This window comes from Salegentibacter chungangensis (assembly GCF_042678405.1).
Taxonomy (GTDB): domain Bacteria; phylum Bacteroidota; class Bacteroidia; order Flavobacteriales; family Flavobacteriaceae; genus Salegentibacter_A; species Salegentibacter_A chungangensis.
In genome coordinates this window covers 2,238,039-2,254,321 of record NZ_JBHTLI010000001.1, presented here as the reverse complement: position 1 = coordinate 2,254,321, position 16,283 = coordinate 2,238,039, and the positions used below count along the sequence as shown (strand labels likewise).

Sequence of the window (16,283 nt, the reverse complement as noted above, 5' to 3'; positions counted from 1 at the left end):
AAATTATGAAAACTTTCAATAAAAGAATATACAATGTTAAGTTGATCAAATTTTATCGGTTAGCCCGAATTTGAGTCATAGCTTACTGCCTTTGGTTTTAGGGTGCATTTACAATTTCAATTGTTCTTTTATTATTTTCCGGTCCTTTAACTCGGATATTTATTTTTTCATCCTGCCAGTTATCATTTTCCCGCTTTGCAGTAATATCCATTTTGGCTGTTTCTTTTTCACCGGTAATCTTTATAGTTGAATTCACAATTTTATTATTGCCAGTAAACTTTACTTCCCCATTCAAAATCATCATTTTATTTATCGGTTTTATTTCACCGATAAACTCAATTACCTCTTTGTTGGAATTGGCCTTTTCTATGGTCTCTTCATAAAGCTCTTTATCTGCATAGGCCTGGGTTAGGTCTGTTGCCATCTTTCCTATTCCGGAGGACGTGAATAAATAAATAATGGAAGGGAGGATCACCAGGACAGGAATCATCCATTTTAATAGTTTAAAAGCCGGACTTTTGTTTAGGTGCCTGGTCACTTCTGCATTAAAGTTATTTATATGGGTTATCTTTAATTAAAATGGAATGCTTAATCAATTCCTTATAGAAGAATGAAACTCTACATAAAATATATGGTAAGTTTAAGATGTAAACTTATGGTAAAACTTGAGTTGGAAAAACTTGGATTGCATTACACCAGTATCGAGTTGGGAAAGATTGAAATCGAGGAAAATATCGATAAGGCACTCAAACAAAAGCTTAAATCTAATTTAGCCATATCTGGTTTGGAATTACTGGATGATAAAAAAAGCATTCTAATAGATAAGATAAAAAATGTAATTATTGAGATGATTCACTATTCTGAAGAAATTCCGAATGTGAATTATTCAGATTATATCGCTGAAAAATTGAATTATGATTACACCTATTTATCCAATCTGTTTTCTGAAGTAGAAGGTATTACCATTCAAAATTTTATCATTAAACACAAGGTGGAAAAAGCGAAAGAGTTTATACTATATGATGAACTTAATCTTACGGAAATAGCCTATAGATTACATTATAGTAGTGTAGCACACTTATCTAACCAGTTTAAAAAAGTAACCGGCCATACTCCTTCTTATTTTAAAAAAATTGGCGAAAAAAGAAAGAGTAACCTGGAAAACCTGTAAGATATGTAATCTTACCCCTTGCTTATGTAACATTAAATCAGGTATTTGTCCCCATCTTTGTAATAGTACAATTAAGTACTGTTTAAATAAATAATTATGCAAACCAAGAATAAAGTCGGGGAGAACAAAACAACTGAAATTTTTAAATTCAGTGGGGATTGGGATAAGCAATCTAAAGCCTTGCAAGAAAAATATCCGAAGTTAACAGCTGAAGATGTGAAATTTGAAAGCGGTAAAGAAATGGATCTAATTAAAAGATTAGAAACCAAATTGAATAAAGACCGAAATGAAGTTGTTAGTATTTTGAAATCGAACGCAGCTTTAGCGAAAACAGCTTAATTGGTTAAATTCTACCGGAATCTTAAGAACAGTTTATTTTATAGACTGTTCTTTTTTTATTTCAGATCAGCAACTAGGAATCTATTGCTTAACGGGACTGGTTAGCAGAGCAGGAGACAGATAATTGGCCTTCCTGCCAAAGCTCCTAATTTTTAAAGGCATTCGTACCAAGTTTGTGGTATACTATATTTTAGGCAGAATCCTGATTAAAAAATTCCATTGTATAATTGAAATATTCAGGTTGGGAGATCCCTTTTGAGTATTTCAAATTTTCAGGTTGATTGTATTTCTTAATGTAGGCTTCGCTTATTTTAAGATTGATAGGATTTTTCGAATTAAGCTTTTTTCCGCTTACCTTTAAGATCTTATCTCCGTATTTTATCTCTCCGATCCCTGTATTTTGAAATTCTGTAAACCAACTTTTTTCACTTTTATTCCAGCTCCTTGCAAAAATTCTGTCATTCACTTCTACCACCCAAATCTTTAGAAAAGAAGGGCGAACGTTGCCTCCTTTTATTTCTATTAAAGTATTATTGGCCAGGTATGCCTGGAAGTCTTTCGGAAACATATCTCTTATATATTTATTAATTACAAATGTACCCTTAAAAAGTTAGTGCCCTGCCTGTTATTGGTGAAAGGAGGAGGGAAGCGGTGTTTTTTAAGCCCAGCCTGGAGGCAGTTTTATTTTTTGGTGAATTAATAATTTCTGAAGCCTTAATGGTTTATGCTGAATTAAGCTTACAATAACAACAGGGGAGCCATAATACCAACCCTTACTTCATTTTTATTATAACTGGATTGCCCAAGATTTTCTATGGCATAGGTCGAATAATCAAAATACCGGCCTATATAAGCCAAATAAAACCGGACATCAATTTTTTTAAACGGACTGTAATAAATAGTGGGGATCATCCCATAGCTCGTTCTAATATGGGTATTGCTGCTCATGATGTCATCAAAGGCGCTACTGGTCATTAGAGTTAATAAACCTTGGAATTTTGGGCTAAAACGATACTCTGCTCTCAACCAGTTTTCGATGTACATCACATCCTCAGCTATCTGTTCATCACTAAAAATATTTGTTACAATTCCCTTTGTATCTACTTGTTCATAACTATAATGAAAGTCATACATCAGGCTGAGATCTTGATTTTGGTATTTATGACCTAGAGTTAAAAAAGTTGTTCCTCTCTTTTTTACCTCATAGGAATGACTTAAGCTATAAATTGTCTGGAGTTTTCCGTCAAAAAAGCTTCCTCGCCAGTTTCCTACGAAGGCTACCGGCCAGTCTGGTTCCTGGATATTTTCTGCAACTATATCACCGTAAAGGTCATCATAATGCATGGTGCGTGAGTTTAAAACCTGCAATCCGAATTTATGATTTTCTAAGGCCTGGTAAGTAATTCCTGCCCCGGTAACAAAGGCAAGTGCATTGCCATAAATATCATTATATTCTAAAACTTCCAGGCCACTGAACTCATATTCGTAACCGCCGTAAAATGCATGCATTTTTCCAAGGAAAACATTAAGTGTAGGGCTGATTTGAACGTCAACATAGGCCAGTTCGATATCGCTTCCAAGCTGATCCAGCGTTTGCACCTCGCTGTTTTTATTAAAGCGGTTTCTAAATTTAAAATTGAGCTTTTCATGTAATTTCCCCGAAATTCCAAGGGCCGTAAATCCATTTTCAAACTGGATTCCGTTGTAATAGTTGTCACCACCCCTAAAGGTGTATGCCTGGAAATCCATACGCATATCGAAGGTGATATTTATATTTTTTAAGAGCTCTATCTTTCCTGCGGGAATAATAGGTTCAGCCAGGCTATCTTGTTCCTGTGAGTACCCCACTGGAGGGATTAGCAAAAGCACACTAATTAAAAATGACTTGATCATAACAAAACAGGAATTTCCGATTAAAAATTTTAGTGAGATTATGGCTGAATTATCATCATTTATTGTGTTTGGGTTAAATAAGGAAGCTTTAGTATTAAAGTCTCCTTAGAAAATTACTAAAATTTATTGAAATTAGAATATAGACTTAAAATATTAATAATCGTATTTTCTCGATAATTAATAAATTAAACACCTGGAGCATAAAGGCTTACTTTTTTTTATTGAATAATGCAGATCAGGGTGATCCGGATAGTGCGGGTTTTTAAAACTGGCCAATTTGTGGTTTGTTATATAAGCGGGATAACTATTTCAGACAATTGGTATTTTCCTTTACTTTTGCTGGTAGCCGACTAAAAAGTCAAAACATTTGCCCATTTTAAAAGAAACATGATTAGAAATGTAATTCCGGTACTGGTGAATATAGCGCCTTGCCAAAAATAAAGTCTTGCATTCCATTGGTTATACATCTTTTCACCCAGTTCTTTTTTGCTATAATAGCGCATTACCTTCCAATAAATAAAAAAGCTCATTAAAAAAACCGATACTGCTATTATTACTGTTGTTGCTGAGATTTTTCCCATTGTTAATTTTTTACATTCTACATTTTGTCTTGTTGCAGAACGGTCTTGGTTAACACAAGTTGGCGGATTAATTCTTTAGGGTTAGTCAGCGTGTTCTTGATTAGTTTAGTTTCTGAAATTGTTGAAATTTTATCGGGTACGGCAAATTTAGATTAATCGTTGTTATTGTAAGTGCGACTATCTGCCCAGTTTTAAAATTCTTATAGCTCCTTGAATCACCAACATAAAAACTATAGTCCCTATTATTAAGTCTGGCTTACTTGAGTCTAACCAATTTACAAGCAGTCCTGCAATTATCACTCCCAGGTTAATAATTACATCATTCGATGTGAAGATCATACTGGCTTTCATATGAGCTTCTTTCTTACTATTTGATTGTTGGAGTAGATATAAACAAACCCCATTGGCGATTAATGCAAAAATTGAAACAATGATCATAGTAGAAAAATCTGGAAGTTCCTCATTGCTAAAAAATCGACGTAGAACTTCTGCAAATCCAATTATTGCAAGTAGTATTTGAAAATATCCGGCTAAATTGGCAATTTTCTTCTTCCGAACAATTGATCCTCCAACCGCAAAAAGACTTATTCCATAAACGAATGAATCAGCTAACATGTCCAAACTGTCTGCCACTAAGCCCATTGATTTTGAGATTAAGCCTGTAGTCATCTCGATAATGAAGAATGCAAAATTTATTGCTAGTACTGACCATAGAAGCTTCTTTTGGTTCGAATTTTCTTCAAAATCTGTTTGGTCGGTTTGTTCTGTAGCTATCTTTTTAGTTCCTAAATTTAATCCCAGCAAGGATTCTTCTATTTCATCGGTTTCTCCAGTATGAAATACAGTAAGTTTTCTATTGGGAATGTCAAAATCGAGATTCTTGATGCTTGAAAATCCGTCTAATTTCATTCGAATTAGATTTTCTTCGGAAGGACAGTCCATCTTTGATATTTCGAAAATTGACTTTTTCATTGAGGTTTTTATTTATCTGGATGTTGCAAGATAAATTATGAATTTAAACCAGAAGATTTTCTTGTATGGAATTTTGATTTATAAAGCTGAACTAATTTCCGCATTGGCTGGAACGGGCTTGATTATCGAAAGTAGGAGGAGCAGGGACGTCGAGTTTTTTAGCCTGATGTCTAAAAACAGCACTTTTCACCGCCTGCTTTTTGGAGACAACCAATGTTGCCTGCAGTCTTGTTCAATTTCCAGATATTAATCTGGAATTTCAGGTTCTACTAATTTCGATAATTTATCCAAAGATTCCTGCCAACCCAAATAACACATTTCAACAGGTATCATTTCCGGAATTCCTTCCTGGATTATGCTCAGTTCTGTTCCGCAGGATACTTTTTTTAACCAAACAGAAGTGGTCATTTCCCCCGGCAAATTTGGGTCATCAAAGCTATCGGTATTCTTAATAAATTCGTTTGGCTTGATTTCTAAATATTCTCCACCAAAGGAATGTTCCCTGCCAGTTGAAAAATTCCTGAATGACATTTTGTAAGTACCACCTTTTCTTACATCCAAGGAATGCACGACACACAAAAAGCCATAGGGCGGCATCCAAAATGAAATTGCATCTGGCTCCGTAAATGCGCGATAAATTTTTTCAGGTGAAGTTTTAAGAACTCTGTGAAGTGTAACGCTATTTTTTGTCATAATTAATCGAATTTATCGTTTGTTCACATTTAATATTTTCAAAGCATCTAGCGGTCCTGGCTAACACAAGCAACGGGAGCAGGGCAGCGGATTTGGCGGCTTAAGACCTGGTTTGTTGGTTAAGTTAATTAATTTTCTCTAACGGTGGTGCCTATTTTCGATGAACTGTTCTTGTACCAAGTTATTTTACTTCTGGCTTTCCTGAAATTTTAGATTTGAAAAAATTTGACACTTTTTCTTTCCCGTCATTATCAAGATTAGATAAAATGATTACCGTGTAATTTGAATCTAAGAAATCCATCCATTCAGTTCTTATTCCATACCAGCCTCCGCTATGTCCAACGATAGTTTCCTCATATCTGTTATCAATATCAATTCCATATCCCAGGTGTGTATTATAGCCCTTCACTTTAGGTTCCAGCATCAGATCAGTAGTCGCTTTACTAAGTAATTCATAGTTTCTTAATGCTTTGGAGAGTTTAAATAGATCTTCAGCTGTTGAGTAAAATCCTGATGACCCTGAAGCCTTTGATATTAAATAATCGTTTCGGGCTAAAGAGTTGTCTTTACGTAAATAAATAGAATAACCATCGGCCGTGTTGTAATTTACACCATCTATTTCGAGTGCTTTTGTATCTTCCATCCCTGCAGGATCAAAAATATTCTTTTGCACGTAGTCATAATAATTTTCTCCCGTTACTTTTTGAATAATCAATGCTAATAAAACAAAGCCTCCTCCGTTATATTCATATTTACTTCCGGGAGAAAATGCTAATGAATCATTTTCGAACAGAGGTAAAAAATCTTCCAGTTCTCTATATCTGTTCTTATTGGTTCTTTGATATTCTTCTCCATAAATGGCTTTCGTTCCTGCCGTGTGGGTAAGTAATTGATGGATGGTAACCGAGTCTAAAACTCTCTGGTTTGGATATTCATCTAAATAATTTCCAATTGGCTTATTTAATTCAATTTTTCCCTGATCATAGAGCTTTAAAATTCCGACAGCTGTAATTGATTTTGAAATTGAAGCTAAATTGAACTTAGTGTTTCTGTCATTTTTGATCTTGTGTTCAATATTTGAATAGCCGTAGGTTCGTTGGCTAAAAATACTGTCATTCTTTCCCACTAAGATTATTCCCGAGAATGTATTTGAGTTTAATGTATCCAGAAATGAAGTTATTTCTGAATCAAGATTTTCACTATTCTGAGAATATAGATTACTGGTGCTAATTGATGTAAGTAAGAATAGGAATAGTATAAAATTACGCATATTTAGAATTTAGATTTATTTTTACTCGATATTTCCTGCTAGCAAATTTTTAAAAAAGTCAGAAACCATTGCTTTACCTGAATCCATAGCTGAATCTACATTAGACAAAATTGTTATGGTATAACCTGATTCTGGGAGATAGATTATCTCGCCACTTATTCCATACCAGCCTCCGCTGTGGCCTAGGATAATTTCATTGTATCGCTGATCTACATCAATGCCATATCCCAGGTGAGTATTGTAACCTTTTACCCGCGGCTCGATCATTACTTCTAGCGTTTCTTGATTTATCAATTTATTATTAAATAAAGCTTTATTAAAATTAAAAAGATCTTCAACTGTGGAATAGTGGAATCCTCCCGGAGATGCTTTTGATAAATAGAAAATATTGTTCTTTAAAGGTTTAGTTGTATCTCCGGCAAAAGTATATCCGCTCGCCTTATTTTCAATTATGGCATCTACACTATAAGCCGCTGTATTTGGCATTTTAGCTTTCTCGAAAATATTTTTATTCAAATAATGATAATAACTTGAGCCGGTTACTTCTTCTATAATTAAGCCAAGTAGTACATAGCCAGCAGCATCATAATTATATTCTGCACCTGGTTCTGAAAGCAATGGTTCACTCTCAAAAAGCGGCAAGAAATCTTTAACTTCTTTAAATCCGAATTTACATCTATCTAGAAAGTTGGTGACGTAAAAGTTTGGGAGCCCTGCAGTATGAGTCAATAATTCAGATATTGTTGCTGACTCTCTGATTTTCTCGTTGGGATAATCTTTTAAATATTTCCCGATTGGTGCATTTAAATCAATCTTTCCCGCCTCATACAATTGTAGTACTGCAACTGCAGTAAAGGTTTTAGTAATCGAGGCAATATTAAATTTTGTATCAGTTTCGTTTTTAACGTTTAGTTCTTTACTGGCAAATCCATAAGCTCTCTTTTGAATTATACTATCATTTTTAGCAACCAGTATCGTTCCTGAAAATTCTTCACCGGTTAATCCATTTAAAAATGAGTCTATTTCTTCTTCTGTGGTCGAATTACTTTGGGAGTAATTAATTGAAGTTGAAAGTATTATTGAAAGAGCAATTAAGATTTTAGGAGCTTGCATAGTTGAATTTTCTATAAAATTATTTGGTATAACGGTCTCGGTTAACACAAGTAGCGGGAGTAGGGCTGCGGACTTGTCGGCTTAGACTTGGTTTGTTGGTCAAGATAATTATTTTCTTACTAAGGCTGCCGCTTATTGGCAATGAACCGTTGTTAGACTTTGCTTATGATTGTAAAACATACCAATCATCAAATTCCGAGTAATCTTCTTTTACTCTTTTATACCCTTTTTTAGTAAGTAGTTCATAAATAGAATCACGAATACCGGTGTAATTATGTTCTACGGTAATAATCTTAAACTTATATTCTTCGAATTCAAAATTCTTTAAAATCTCTAATTCACTCCCTTCCGTATCTATAGACAAATAGTCTATAATATTTGGTGCGTTATATTTTCTAAGTAAATCATTTAGAGAAATAGTTTTGACCGAATATTTTTTTCCGATTTTTCTTAGTTCTGTATGATTATCATTCTCTCCAAATCCTTGTATAGTCGATAATGATGCAATTTCAGGTTCATTAAACTCTACTTCCTGATTTGTTTCAGACCAAATACATTTTTTTTCAATGAATGCATTTCTATTAGATTTTAATTCACTGTGCCAAATTTTTCCAGGTTCTGCAATTATTCCCTTCCAGTTGAATTCCTTTTCAAGCAAATACGTATTGCTATGAAGGATGCCATTACAGCCTCCAAACTCGACGAAATATCCATTATTCTTAAAATCTAATTCATTCAAAACAAATAGATCTTGCCTTAATTGTGATTTTGATAAAGTTCTTACTTCGAAATATTTATTTAGATTTTTGGGTTCAAAACTTAATATGAATTTGAGCTCATTTGCATATTCTTGATCTATTAATAGTTTCTGTAATTCGATATCATTAATAATTTTATATCCAATCAAGGAAAAAGCTTTGTCAATATTTTTTCTTAGAATTTTTTTCATAAAAAAAGATAATGGTCTCTTTTCAAACAAGTTAGCGGGATAGTCCGTTAGGATTAGTGCGTGTGTTCTGGACCAGGTTTGTTTCTAAAATTAGTCAAATTTTATCGGTTACCGCGAATTTGGATTAAACCTTGTTAGGTGCAGTTTTTATTGTTCTGAAATTTCTTTTAATCTATCTAATGCTTCTGGATAAGTTTTATTGAAGAAATCCAAATATTCCTCAATCGCATCCATCTCTACGGTTACGGTTGTAATACCACTATTTTCCTTAAAGCTGTAATTTTCGTATCCGTCTGCCCATTTTTCTACCTGTTCCCCTGTAGTTACTTCTGTATCTCCGTCCAAAAATCCGTAATGACGGATGGAAACAAAATTGGCAGGTTTGTGTTCTGCAATTTCCGATACCATTCCCCCTTTTTTGCCATTTTCATCTACTCCCACAAAAAGGATTTTGCTTCCCTTGTTCCAACTACCTTCATAAGTAGAAGTAGGGTTAAAGGTTGCTGTCCAATATTCGTAAGTTTTTTTATTTTTTAAGCCAAGCATCGTTTCATATACTTTTTGAGCTGATGCGTTTATTTCCTTTTTAAATTTTAATTTTTTCATCGCTTTGTTTTTAGAAGTTTAAATCAGTCCAAAAATTTACATATTTATTAACTTGTATTGCTTTTTACAATGTGTTAAATTTCAGGGTGATGTGGCTTAAAATTGCATCTAAAGGTCTCTGTTATGACCAGTTGGCGGATCAGGGAGGTGGTCCCGACGCTTCTGGAGTCGGCTTATTGTTTTGTTAGTTGGTAGCTCTAAATTATCTATTTTGTTCGAATAACGCATAATGGGCCGTTAACTGATGTTTTGGTGCATTTCCTTCCACACTAAATAGATCGTATAAATTAAATAGAAGCTTAATAATAAAGCAGATTCCCATCTGTCAAGTCTTTTTCTTTTACCTGTAAACATTGCCATAAAAAGAAAAATGCTTCCTCCTATTAAAATAAGAATATCTAAATTAAATTTTTGGTTATATGAAATTGGATTGATGAATGAACTTACAGATAATATTAGCAGAATATTAAAAATATTTGAACCGATCACATTTCCAATCGCTATATCACTATTTTTCTTAGTGGCCGCCACAATTGACGTTAATAATTCTGGTAAAGAAGTTCCTGCAGCAATTATTGTCAAACCAATAACTTTTTCACTTACTCCCAGGTTTGTTGCTATTAGCACTCCATTATCAACAACCAGTTGACCTCCAATTATAAGACCTGTAAAACCTAATAATATAAATCCCCATATTTTTAAATTTGATTTGTGCTGGTAAGAAACTGCAATATTTTTCTCTTTTTTCATCTGCCTGAACATATAAAATAGAAAAGCAGTAAAACCTATGATTAAGATTCCCCCATCAACTCTTGATATTTGAGAAATTTCATCTAGAAAAAAATTATTCGCAAGTACTGCTAAAAATATAGCTGCTACCAATGAAATTGGGATTTCCCGCCAGACTGTTGAGGATTGAACGGTGATGGGGTAAATCAAACCTGCCGTACCAAGTATTATAAATAAATTAAAATTATTACTCCCAATAATATTCCCTAATATAATATCTGGGTATCCATTTAACGAGGCAATGGAATTGACCACTAATTCGGGTGCGGAAGTGCCAAAGGCAACAATTGTTAATCCAATTACTAAATCAGATACATTGTGTTTTTTCGCCAGGGAAGATGCACCATCCACTAACCAGTTGGCCCCAGAAATTAAAGCTGCAAATCCAATAATTATTAACAATAATGAAATAACCATTTTAGTTTTTATCTGTTTTTAAATACACCACAACTATTATTGTGGGAGGTTTTATTCTTGTTAGTTTTTGCTAAAACCGGTATAAATATAGGGGAAATAACAATCAGAATTTATGGAATGTTAGAGGGCAATTTCTTGGTATTATTATAATAGAAATTAGAGATGCCATTTAATATTTGCAGTTGAATTGAGATGTTTAGGGAATTATTTATTCTTTTTTTGCCAGGACCAGAGTATATCGTTTTCACTCAGCATTGTTATAAAGTTCGTGATTTATTTAAAATGCATTACAACGATTCCGGTTATCGCAAATGGAACGGATTAGTCCACGTGCCCTGGACCAGGGTTGGTTTCTAAAATTAGTCAAATTTTATCGTTTACCGCGAATTTGGGTTAACCGTTATTGGTAGTAGTGTATTTTACAATTCTTCCACGAGTTGAATATTATTACCACAGGTGTCATTAAAAACTGCAACTTTTACTGTCCCCATTTCAGTAGGTTTCATACTAAACTCAACTCCAAGTTTTGTCAACCGATCATATTCAGAAGATACATCTTGAACGTCAAATTGTGTCCAAGGAATTCCTGCTTCCAATAATGCATCTTGATATACCTTTGATGGTTTAAAGTGGTTAGGGGCTGGTTCCAATAATAGTTCTGGTCCATCTTGCCAATCTTTAGAAACTACGGTCAGCCATCTATTTCCACCACCTAAAGGCTCATCCTTCTTCTTTATAAAGCCTAATTTTTCAGTATAAAACCTCAAGGCTTTTTCTTGATCTCGTACTGGAATACTTATTAGTGTTACTTTCATTATCTAAGTCATTTTACATTACTCACAACGTCTCGGTTAAGACAACTTGTACCGGATTGATCCGTTAGGATTGGTCCGCGTGTTCCGAACCAGGTTTGTTTCTAAAATTAGTCAAATTTTGTCGGTTACCGCGAATTTGGGTTAACCGTTGTTGTGAACTGGGCGAAAGTGCGGATTATTTAAGATGTTCTATAATTTCTTTTTCCAGATTATCTTCTCTAAGGTTCCTCGCTACTATCTCTCCATTTTTATCGATCAAAAAATTAGTTGGAGTGGAATGAATTCCATAGCCACTAAATATCTTCCCATTCCAGCTTTCTAAACTGCTTAATTGTGGCCAGGTTAAATTATCCTGTTTGATCGCTTTCATCCAATTAGATTTACTAACATCATTAGAAATACTAATTATTTCAAACCCTTTAGAATGGTATTTTGAATATAACTGAGTCAATTGATTATTCATAGTTCTACTATAACTACAGGAGGATGACCAGAATTGAAGTAATGTTAATTTGCCTTTTAGTTCGGAAATTTTCTTCTCAATTCCAACCGTATTAGGAGCACTATAATCATTGTATTTTTCTCCGACATCCGGAATACCTTTATCTAAATCTTTTTTTATTCTCTTTCCAATTGATGATACTTGAACTTTTCTAGAAAGTTTTGAAAAATATTCTCCGATTTCATTTTGGCTCCATCCCTGATTACCGTCCAGGATATAAGCACTAAGTATAGAATTGGGATATTCATTGATGAATTTCTTTTCTTTTATTTTCAATGCATCTTTAGGGGTTGATTTAATATTAGCATAAACTGTTTGCTGCATCTTTGTGAAAAGGTTTTGAGTTTCTGATCCTGTAACTTTCGCATTCATAAATGAATTCTTTGAGGCATTAAAACTCATTGGATTTTTTTCCAGCCATAATTCTTTAAAGTTCTTACGATCTTTTGTGTAGAGCATTACGTATAAAACAGGTTCAGGTAAGTTTGTATTAAATATAAATTCATTGTTTTTAACCAAGGCTGAATCTATATCTCCGCCGTTCACAAGATCTCTTAGGTAAAGATAAGTTTCATCTTTGATATTAGAAGTTTCTCCGGATAGTGAAAAGTCGTTCTTCTGAGCTAAAACAACATTAAACGTTATTAAGCTTAGGAGAATTAATTTTTTTGAAATCATAAATTAATTTGAATTTAGTTTAAAGCTAAGGAAATTTTTCTGAGCCTTGTTCACAACGGTCTCGGTTAACACAAGTGGAGCGGATTAATCCGTTAGGATTGGTACTCGTGTTCTGGACCAGGTTTGTTTCTAAAATTAGTCAAATTTTGTCGGTTACCGCGAATTTGGGTTAACCGTTGTTGGTGCTAGTTTATTTTAACTCAAGGTTCTCTCTATCCCAATTTGAGGTTATTGCTGCCGCTTCATATGTACTTTGTAAAAAGTCATATAATATATTTTCTGGTTGATCAGAATTTCTAACATCTTCGTATTTTAAAATAAATTCTCCCATCTCTTGATTGTAAAATGCCTTTTCAGGTAGAACTTTTTGCTTAGCAAAATTTTCCTGACTAGGGTAAGCGTATGAATAAAATATTGGATATGGAAAATCTTCTGAACCAGGCCAAAATCCAGCACTTGACACTTCTTTAGAGTAGGCCTCTTGCATAACTTCCAAAGGTATATTGGGCATTCCTCCCTGATGAAGAGGAGCGTTATTTCCTGAAAATCTTGTGACAGCTAAATCAAAAGCACCCCAGAATAAATGAACTGGACTAGCTTTTCCAATAAACTTAGATCTAAATTGGTGAAATACCTCATTTATTTTTAGCATTGTAATCCACAATTTATTTGCTTGCTCCGGATCATATTCTTTTTGAATAGTATTCTCTTTAAATGGAATGGCCGGTTCTATTTCGTTAGGCCGATCATGAATTTTTATATCAATCCCTGTTAACTTTAATTTCTCAAATAATTCATCATAAAAATCGGAAACCGTTCTAGATTTCAATTTCATATTGATAGTTTCTTTATTTGAACAACTAATTAATAGTTCGTGTTTTTTGAAATTAAAATCAATTTGGAATATTCTTCCTTGATAAGGTATTCCATAAGTAGAGAAACCACTTGAAGTAATATAAAGTGTTGTATGCCATGAATGATTTTGCCATGGCATAGTTTTTAATCTAATCTTACCAACTATTTGAATCCATTGATGAAGTGTATCTAACGTTGGCTTTAGCTCATCAAACTTTAATTCCGGCCAAATGGTTTTATTTTTCATGTTTTGAAGTTAATATAAATCTTATTTAAAGTATATAGAATCACCAGTTTGTTCGAATCAAAATTCAATTGAATTAAGATCATAGTTTAATTCTTAATATAAATTACCTCCAACGGTCTCGTATAACCGTCAATTACGGGTTTATATGCGTTAATATTCGGTTTGACATTGACTTTAGCAATTCCAAGTGGATTCGGAGGTGGTCGAATCCGTCGTAATTGCGGTTATACATTGTTGTGCTTAGTACTTTTTATCATTATTCCTTTTATAATTCTTTATCATTTTGCCAAATTCCTTGTCCTTTTTGCGTTTTTCAGCAATTGTTGATTCAAAGTGCTCTTTTTCTCTTTCCATTTTCAAGAAGTTTTCATAAGATGATTTATCTATTATACCGTTTTCAACTGCTTTTAAAACTGCACAATCAACTTCGGTCGTATGCCTACAATCTTTAAATTTACAGTCTTTAGAAATTTCAATTATTTCATTAAATGTGATTTCTAATCCTTCTTTTGAATCTGCAATTCCAACTTCTCTCATTCCAGGATTGTCAATTAGAATTCCGCCATTTTCGAGAATAATTAATTCACGATGACTTGTAACGTGTCTCCCCTTATTTGTGCTTGTACTTATCCTATTAGTTTTCATTAACTCTCTACCTGATAAATTGTTCAATAAGGTAGATTTTCCTACTCCTGATGAGCCTAATAAACAATAGGTTTTACCTTTTTCAATACTCTCTTTGAGTTTTATCAGTCCTTTTTGAGACTCATTACTTATGGGAATTATCGGAACTTTTTTAACTCTTTCTTGAACTTTGTTAACCAATATCGATAGCTCATTGTCAGTTATCAAATCGGTTTTATTGAGAACAATAATCGGACTTACTTTAGAAGTATGACAAATGGTTAAATATCGTTCAATTCTATTAATGTTGAAGTCTCTATCAACTGCTTGGACAATAAACGCATAATCAATGTTTGTGGCGATAATCTGTTTTTCTCCTTGTTTTCCAACTGCTTGTCTTTCAATTATGGTTTTTCTTGGAAAGACAGAATGAATAAGAACTTTATCATTATCATATTCAGATATTGCTACCCAATCTCCAACAGCAGGGAAATCAGATCTGTGATGAGCAGTAAAACGTATATTTCCGATTATTTCACCATCATATTCTCCTTTATCTGTTTTCACAACATATCTTTCTTTATGCTCTGAAATAATCCGTCCTACTTCAAAAACATCAAGATTCTGGCCTTTTCTGTGTTTTTCCAGTTCTATGTCATATCCTAAATCATCAAGTGTCATCTGTTTCTTTCAGTATTAAGCACAACGGTCTCGGTTAACACAAGTGGAGCGGATTAATCCGTTAGGATTAGTCCGCGTGTTCTAGACCAGGTTTGTTTCTAAAATTAGTCAAATTTTGTTGGTTACCGCGAATTTGGGTTAACCGTTGTTACAAATAGTGCTTGTACAATTATTGTTTTACTTTTTTCTACCAATACATAGCTGCGTAAGTATTAGTCTTTTTAGCTTCTATTCTTCTTTGAAATCCTAATAGGGTGAAAATTGAAATAAATATAGGGTAGTAATAATTAGTCAAAATAAAATAAAGAATTATATCAATCGTCAATCCTAGGAAAATGAATATGTGTAAATCCCCTGGTGTTTTAAAATCTTCTTTTTTAATCAAAAACTGAATTACAGGCAATAAGTATTTATGAATTTGTGCACTTGTAAGTTTGTCCTCAACAGTATAATTTAGTTCTTCTAATTCATTAAAATAGTCGCATAAGTTCTTTTTAAGCTCTTTAGTTTTGGAATGTTTAGAGTTGGTCACTCTATTGGTAATATTTATTACAGTTTTATAATGGAGAAGTCTTTTTTCCTCAATGGATTTGTCTCCAACTCGATCTATAAAGTTTTGTAATTTTTCTTCTAAAGTCATTTACCAATTTAAAATTCCTGCTAGCAGATTTTCAGTTTAAGCATTATTTGTAACGGTCTCGGTTAACACAAGTGGAGCGGATTGATCCGTTAGGATTAGTCCGCGTGTTCTGGACCAGGTTAGTTTCTAAAATTAGTCAAATTTTGTCGGTTACCGCGAATTTGGGTTAACCGTTGTTGTGCTTAGTTTTTAAATCTATTGGCTTTCTTCTTAAATAGATAATAATTAAAGTAATCAAAATAAGCCAACGAGAAATTAATAATCCAGTATACATCCATTCATAGACTTCTAAATAATTTTCAAATGAATTGATATTATGAAACTCAGTATGATGTTCTGTATATAGACTTGAAAGTTTACTCGTAATCGGCATTAAAAATATAGCTATTGTCGCTAAAATCAGAAATGAGTTTTTAGGAAATTCGTTCAAATATATTCCGTCTGAATT

General features: G+C 33.3%; 18 protein-coding genes. 2 read left to right on the top strand and 16 right to left on the bottom strand.

Features of this window, described 5'->3' with window-relative positions:
- Positions 1-97 precede the first annotated feature (97 nt).
- Entirely contained in the window at positions 98-490 is a 393-nt protein-coding gene (locus ACFQ3Q_RS10320) for a cytochrome c oxidase assembly factor Coa1 family protein (protein WP_380745617.1), read from the bottom strand.
- Between the two features lie 120 nt (positions 491-610).
- Here ACFQ3Q_RS10320 and ACFQ3Q_RS10315 point away from each other — a divergent pair, with 120 nt between their 5' ends.
- Together ACFQ3Q_RS10315 and ACFQ3Q_RS10310 are read left to right on the top strand one after the other, a co-directional pair.
- The gene (locus ACFQ3Q_RS10315) at positions 611-1,171 is read left to right on the top strand and encodes a helix-turn-helix domain-containing protein (protein ID WP_380745423.1); all 561 of its coding nucleotides are present in this window, start codon (positions 611-613) and stop codon (positions 1,169-1,171) included.
- Positions 1,172-1,267: 96 nt separating this feature from the next.
- Positions 1,268-1,510 carry a hypothetical protein gene (locus ACFQ3Q_RS10310; protein ID WP_380745422.1) on the top strand — a complete coding sequence of 81 codons (243 nt, stop codon included), beginning with the start codon at positions 1,268-1,270 and terminating at the stop codon, positions 1,508-1,510.
- A 190-nt stretch (positions 1,511-1,700) separates the two neighbouring features.
- Here the strand turns inward: ACFQ3Q_RS10310 and ACFQ3Q_RS10305 are convergent, their stop codons facing one another.
- The 15 genes from ACFQ3Q_RS10305 to ACFQ3Q_RS10235 all read right to left on the bottom strand — a co-directional run bounded on the left by ACFQ3Q_RS10305 (position 1,701) and on the right by ACFQ3Q_RS10235 (position 15,835).
- A complete protein-coding gene (locus ACFQ3Q_RS10305; RefSeq protein WP_380745420.1) occupies positions 1,701-2,078 on the bottom strand; it encodes a DUF2255 family protein in 378 nt (125 codons plus the stop codon).
- Positions 2,079-2,248: 170 nt separating this feature from the next.
- Positions 2,249-3,403 carry a porin gene (locus ACFQ3Q_RS10300; RefSeq protein ID WP_380745418.1) on the bottom strand — a complete coding sequence of 385 codons (1,155 nt, stop codon included), beginning with the start codon at positions 3,401-3,403 and terminating at the stop codon, positions 2,249-2,251.
- Positions 3,404-3,753: 350 nt separating this feature from the next.
- Positions 3,754-3,984 (bottom strand): hypothetical protein, encoded by a 231-nt coding sequence (locus tag ACFQ3Q_RS10295; RefSeq protein WP_380745416.1) that lies wholly within the window; start codon positions 3,982-3,984, stop codon positions 3,754-3,756.
- Between the two features lie 177 nt (positions 3,985-4,161).
- Positions 4,162-4,956 carry a cation transporter gene (locus ACFQ3Q_RS10290; RefSeq protein WP_380745414.1) on the bottom strand — a complete coding sequence of 265 codons (795 nt, stop codon included), beginning with the start codon at positions 4,954-4,956 and terminating at the stop codon, positions 4,162-4,164.
- Positions 4,957-5,202: 246 nt separating this feature from the next.
- Positions 5,203-5,649, bottom strand: a complete 447-nt coding sequence (locus ACFQ3Q_RS10285; RefSeq protein WP_380745412.1) for an SRPBCC family protein — start codon at positions 5,647-5,649, stop codon at positions 5,203-5,205.
- A gap of 181 nt (positions 5,650-5,830) precedes the next feature.
- Positions 5,831-6,919 (bottom strand): serine hydrolase domain-containing protein, encoded by a 1,089-nt coding sequence (locus ACFQ3Q_RS10280; RefSeq protein ID WP_380745411.1) that lies wholly within the window; start codon positions 6,917-6,919, stop codon positions 5,831-5,833.
- A 21-nt stretch (positions 6,920-6,940) separates the two neighbouring features.
- Entirely contained in the window at positions 6,941-8,032 is a 1,092-nt protein-coding gene (locus tag ACFQ3Q_RS10275) for a serine hydrolase domain-containing protein (protein WP_380745409.1), read from the bottom strand.
- A gap of 163 nt (positions 8,033-8,195) precedes the next feature.
- The gene (locus ACFQ3Q_RS10270) at positions 8,196-8,981 is read right to left on the bottom strand and encodes an FkbM family methyltransferase (protein WP_380745408.1); all 786 of its coding nucleotides are present in this window, start codon (positions 8,979-8,981) and stop codon (positions 8,196-8,198) included.
- Between the two features lie 147 nt (positions 8,982-9,128).
- Positions 9,129-9,587, bottom strand: a complete 459-nt coding sequence (locus ACFQ3Q_RS10265; protein ID WP_380745406.1) for an SRPBCC domain-containing protein — start codon at positions 9,585-9,587, stop codon at positions 9,129-9,131.
- Between the two features lie 237 nt (positions 9,588-9,824).
- The gene (locus ACFQ3Q_RS10260) at positions 9,825-10,793 is read right to left on the bottom strand and encodes a calcium/sodium antiporter (RefSeq protein WP_380745405.1); all 969 of its coding nucleotides are present in this window, start codon (positions 10,791-10,793) and stop codon (positions 9,825-9,827) included.
- Positions 10,794-11,212: 419 nt separating this feature from the next.
- Entirely contained in the window at positions 11,213-11,608 is a 396-nt protein-coding gene (locus tag ACFQ3Q_RS10255; protein ID WP_380745403.1) for a VOC family protein, read from the bottom strand.
- Between the two features lie 175 nt (positions 11,609-11,783).
- Positions 11,784-12,788, bottom strand: a complete 1,005-nt coding sequence (locus ACFQ3Q_RS10250; protein ID WP_380745401.1) for a thioredoxin-like domain-containing protein — start codon at positions 12,786-12,788, stop codon at positions 11,784-11,786.
- Positions 12,789-12,978: 190 nt separating this feature from the next.
- Complete coding sequence (locus tag ACFQ3Q_RS10245) at positions 12,979-13,890, bottom strand: DUF5996 family protein (RefSeq protein WP_380745399.1); 912 nt, start codon at positions 13,888-13,890, stop codon at positions 12,979-12,981.
- Positions 13,891-14,130: 240 nt separating this feature from the next.
- Positions 14,131-15,195, bottom strand: coding sequence for a ribosome small subunit-dependent GTPase A (gene rsgA / locus ACFQ3Q_RS10240; protein WP_380745397.1), 1,065 nt, complete (start codon positions 15,193-15,195; stop codon positions 14,131-14,133).
- Positions 15,196-15,382: 187 nt separating this feature from the next.
- On the bottom strand, positions 15,383-15,835 hold the full coding sequence (locus ACFQ3Q_RS10235; RefSeq protein ID WP_380745395.1) for a hypothetical protein: 453 nt from the start codon (positions 15,833-15,835) through the stop codon (positions 15,383-15,385).
- Between the last annotated feature and the right edge of the window lie 448 nt (positions 15,836-16,283).

Excerpts from the sequence above, each read along its gene's own strand:
- ACFQ3Q_RS10315 (WP_380745423.1), top strand. The coding sequence starts at position 611 with ATGAAACTCTACATAAAATATATGGTAAGTTTAAGATGTAAACTTATG.
- ACFQ3Q_RS10295 (WP_380745416.1), bottom strand. The coding sequence starts at position 3,984 with ATGGGAAAAATCTCAGCAACAACAGTAATAATAGCAGTATCGGTTTTT.
- ACFQ3Q_RS10320 (WP_380745617.1), bottom strand. The coding sequence starts at position 490 with ATGATTCCTGTCCTGGTGATCCTCCCTTCCATTATTTATTTATTCACG.
- ACFQ3Q_RS10265 (WP_380745406.1), bottom strand. The coding sequence starts at position 9,587 with ATGAAAAAATTAAAATTTAAAAAGGAAATAAACGCATCAGCTCAAAAA.
- ACFQ3Q_RS10305 (WP_380745420.1), bottom strand. The coding sequence starts at position 2,078 with ATGTTTCCGAAAGACTTCCAGGCATACCTGGCCAATAATACTTTAATA.
- ACFQ3Q_RS10255 (WP_380745403.1), bottom strand. The coding sequence starts at position 11,608 with ATGAAAGTAACACTAATAAGTATTCCAGTACGAGATCAAGAAAAAGCC.
- ACFQ3Q_RS10310 (WP_380745422.1), top strand. The coding sequence starts at position 1,268 with ATGCAAACCAAGAATAAAGTCGGGGAGAACAAAACAACTGAAATTTTT.
- ACFQ3Q_RS10280 (WP_380745411.1), bottom strand. The coding sequence starts at position 6,919 with ATGCGTAATTTTATACTATTCCTATTCTTACTTACATCAATTAGCACC.
- ACFQ3Q_RS10250 (WP_380745401.1), bottom strand. The coding sequence starts at position 12,788 with ATGATTTCAAAAAAATTAATTCTCCTAAGCTTAATAACGTTTAATGTT.
- ACFQ3Q_RS10235 (WP_380745395.1), bottom strand. The coding sequence starts at position 15,835 with ATGACTTTAGAAGAAAAATTACAAAACTTTATAGATCGAGTTGGAGAC.
- ACFQ3Q_RS10270 (WP_380745408.1), bottom strand. The coding sequence starts at position 8,981 with ATGAAAAAAATTCTAAGAAAAAATATTGACAAAGCTTTTTCCTTGATT.
- ACFQ3Q_RS10260 (WP_380745405.1), bottom strand. The coding sequence starts at position 10,793 with ATGGTTATTTCATTATTGTTAATAATTATTGGATTTGCAGCTTTAATT.
- rsgA (WP_380745397.1), bottom strand. The coding sequence starts at position 15,195 with ATGACACTTGATGATTTAGGATATGACATAGAACTGGAAAAACACAGA.
- ACFQ3Q_RS10285 (WP_380745412.1), bottom strand. The coding sequence starts at position 5,649 with ATGACAAAAAATAGCGTTACACTTCACAGAGTTCTTAAAACTTCACCT.
- ACFQ3Q_RS10300 (WP_380745418.1), bottom strand. The coding sequence starts at position 3,403 with ATGATCAAGTCATTTTTAATTAGTGTGCTTTTGCTAATCCCTCCAGTG.
- ACFQ3Q_RS10245 (WP_380745399.1), bottom strand. The coding sequence starts at position 13,890 with ATGAAAAATAAAACCATTTGGCCGGAATTAAAGTTTGATGAGCTAAAG.
- ACFQ3Q_RS10290 (WP_380745414.1), bottom strand. The coding sequence starts at position 4,956 with ATGAAAAAGTCAATTTTCGAAATATCAAAGATGGACTGTCCTTCCGAA.
- ACFQ3Q_RS10275 (WP_380745409.1), bottom strand. The coding sequence starts at position 8,032 with ATGCAAGCTCCTAAAATCTTAATTGCTCTTTCAATAATACTTTCAACT.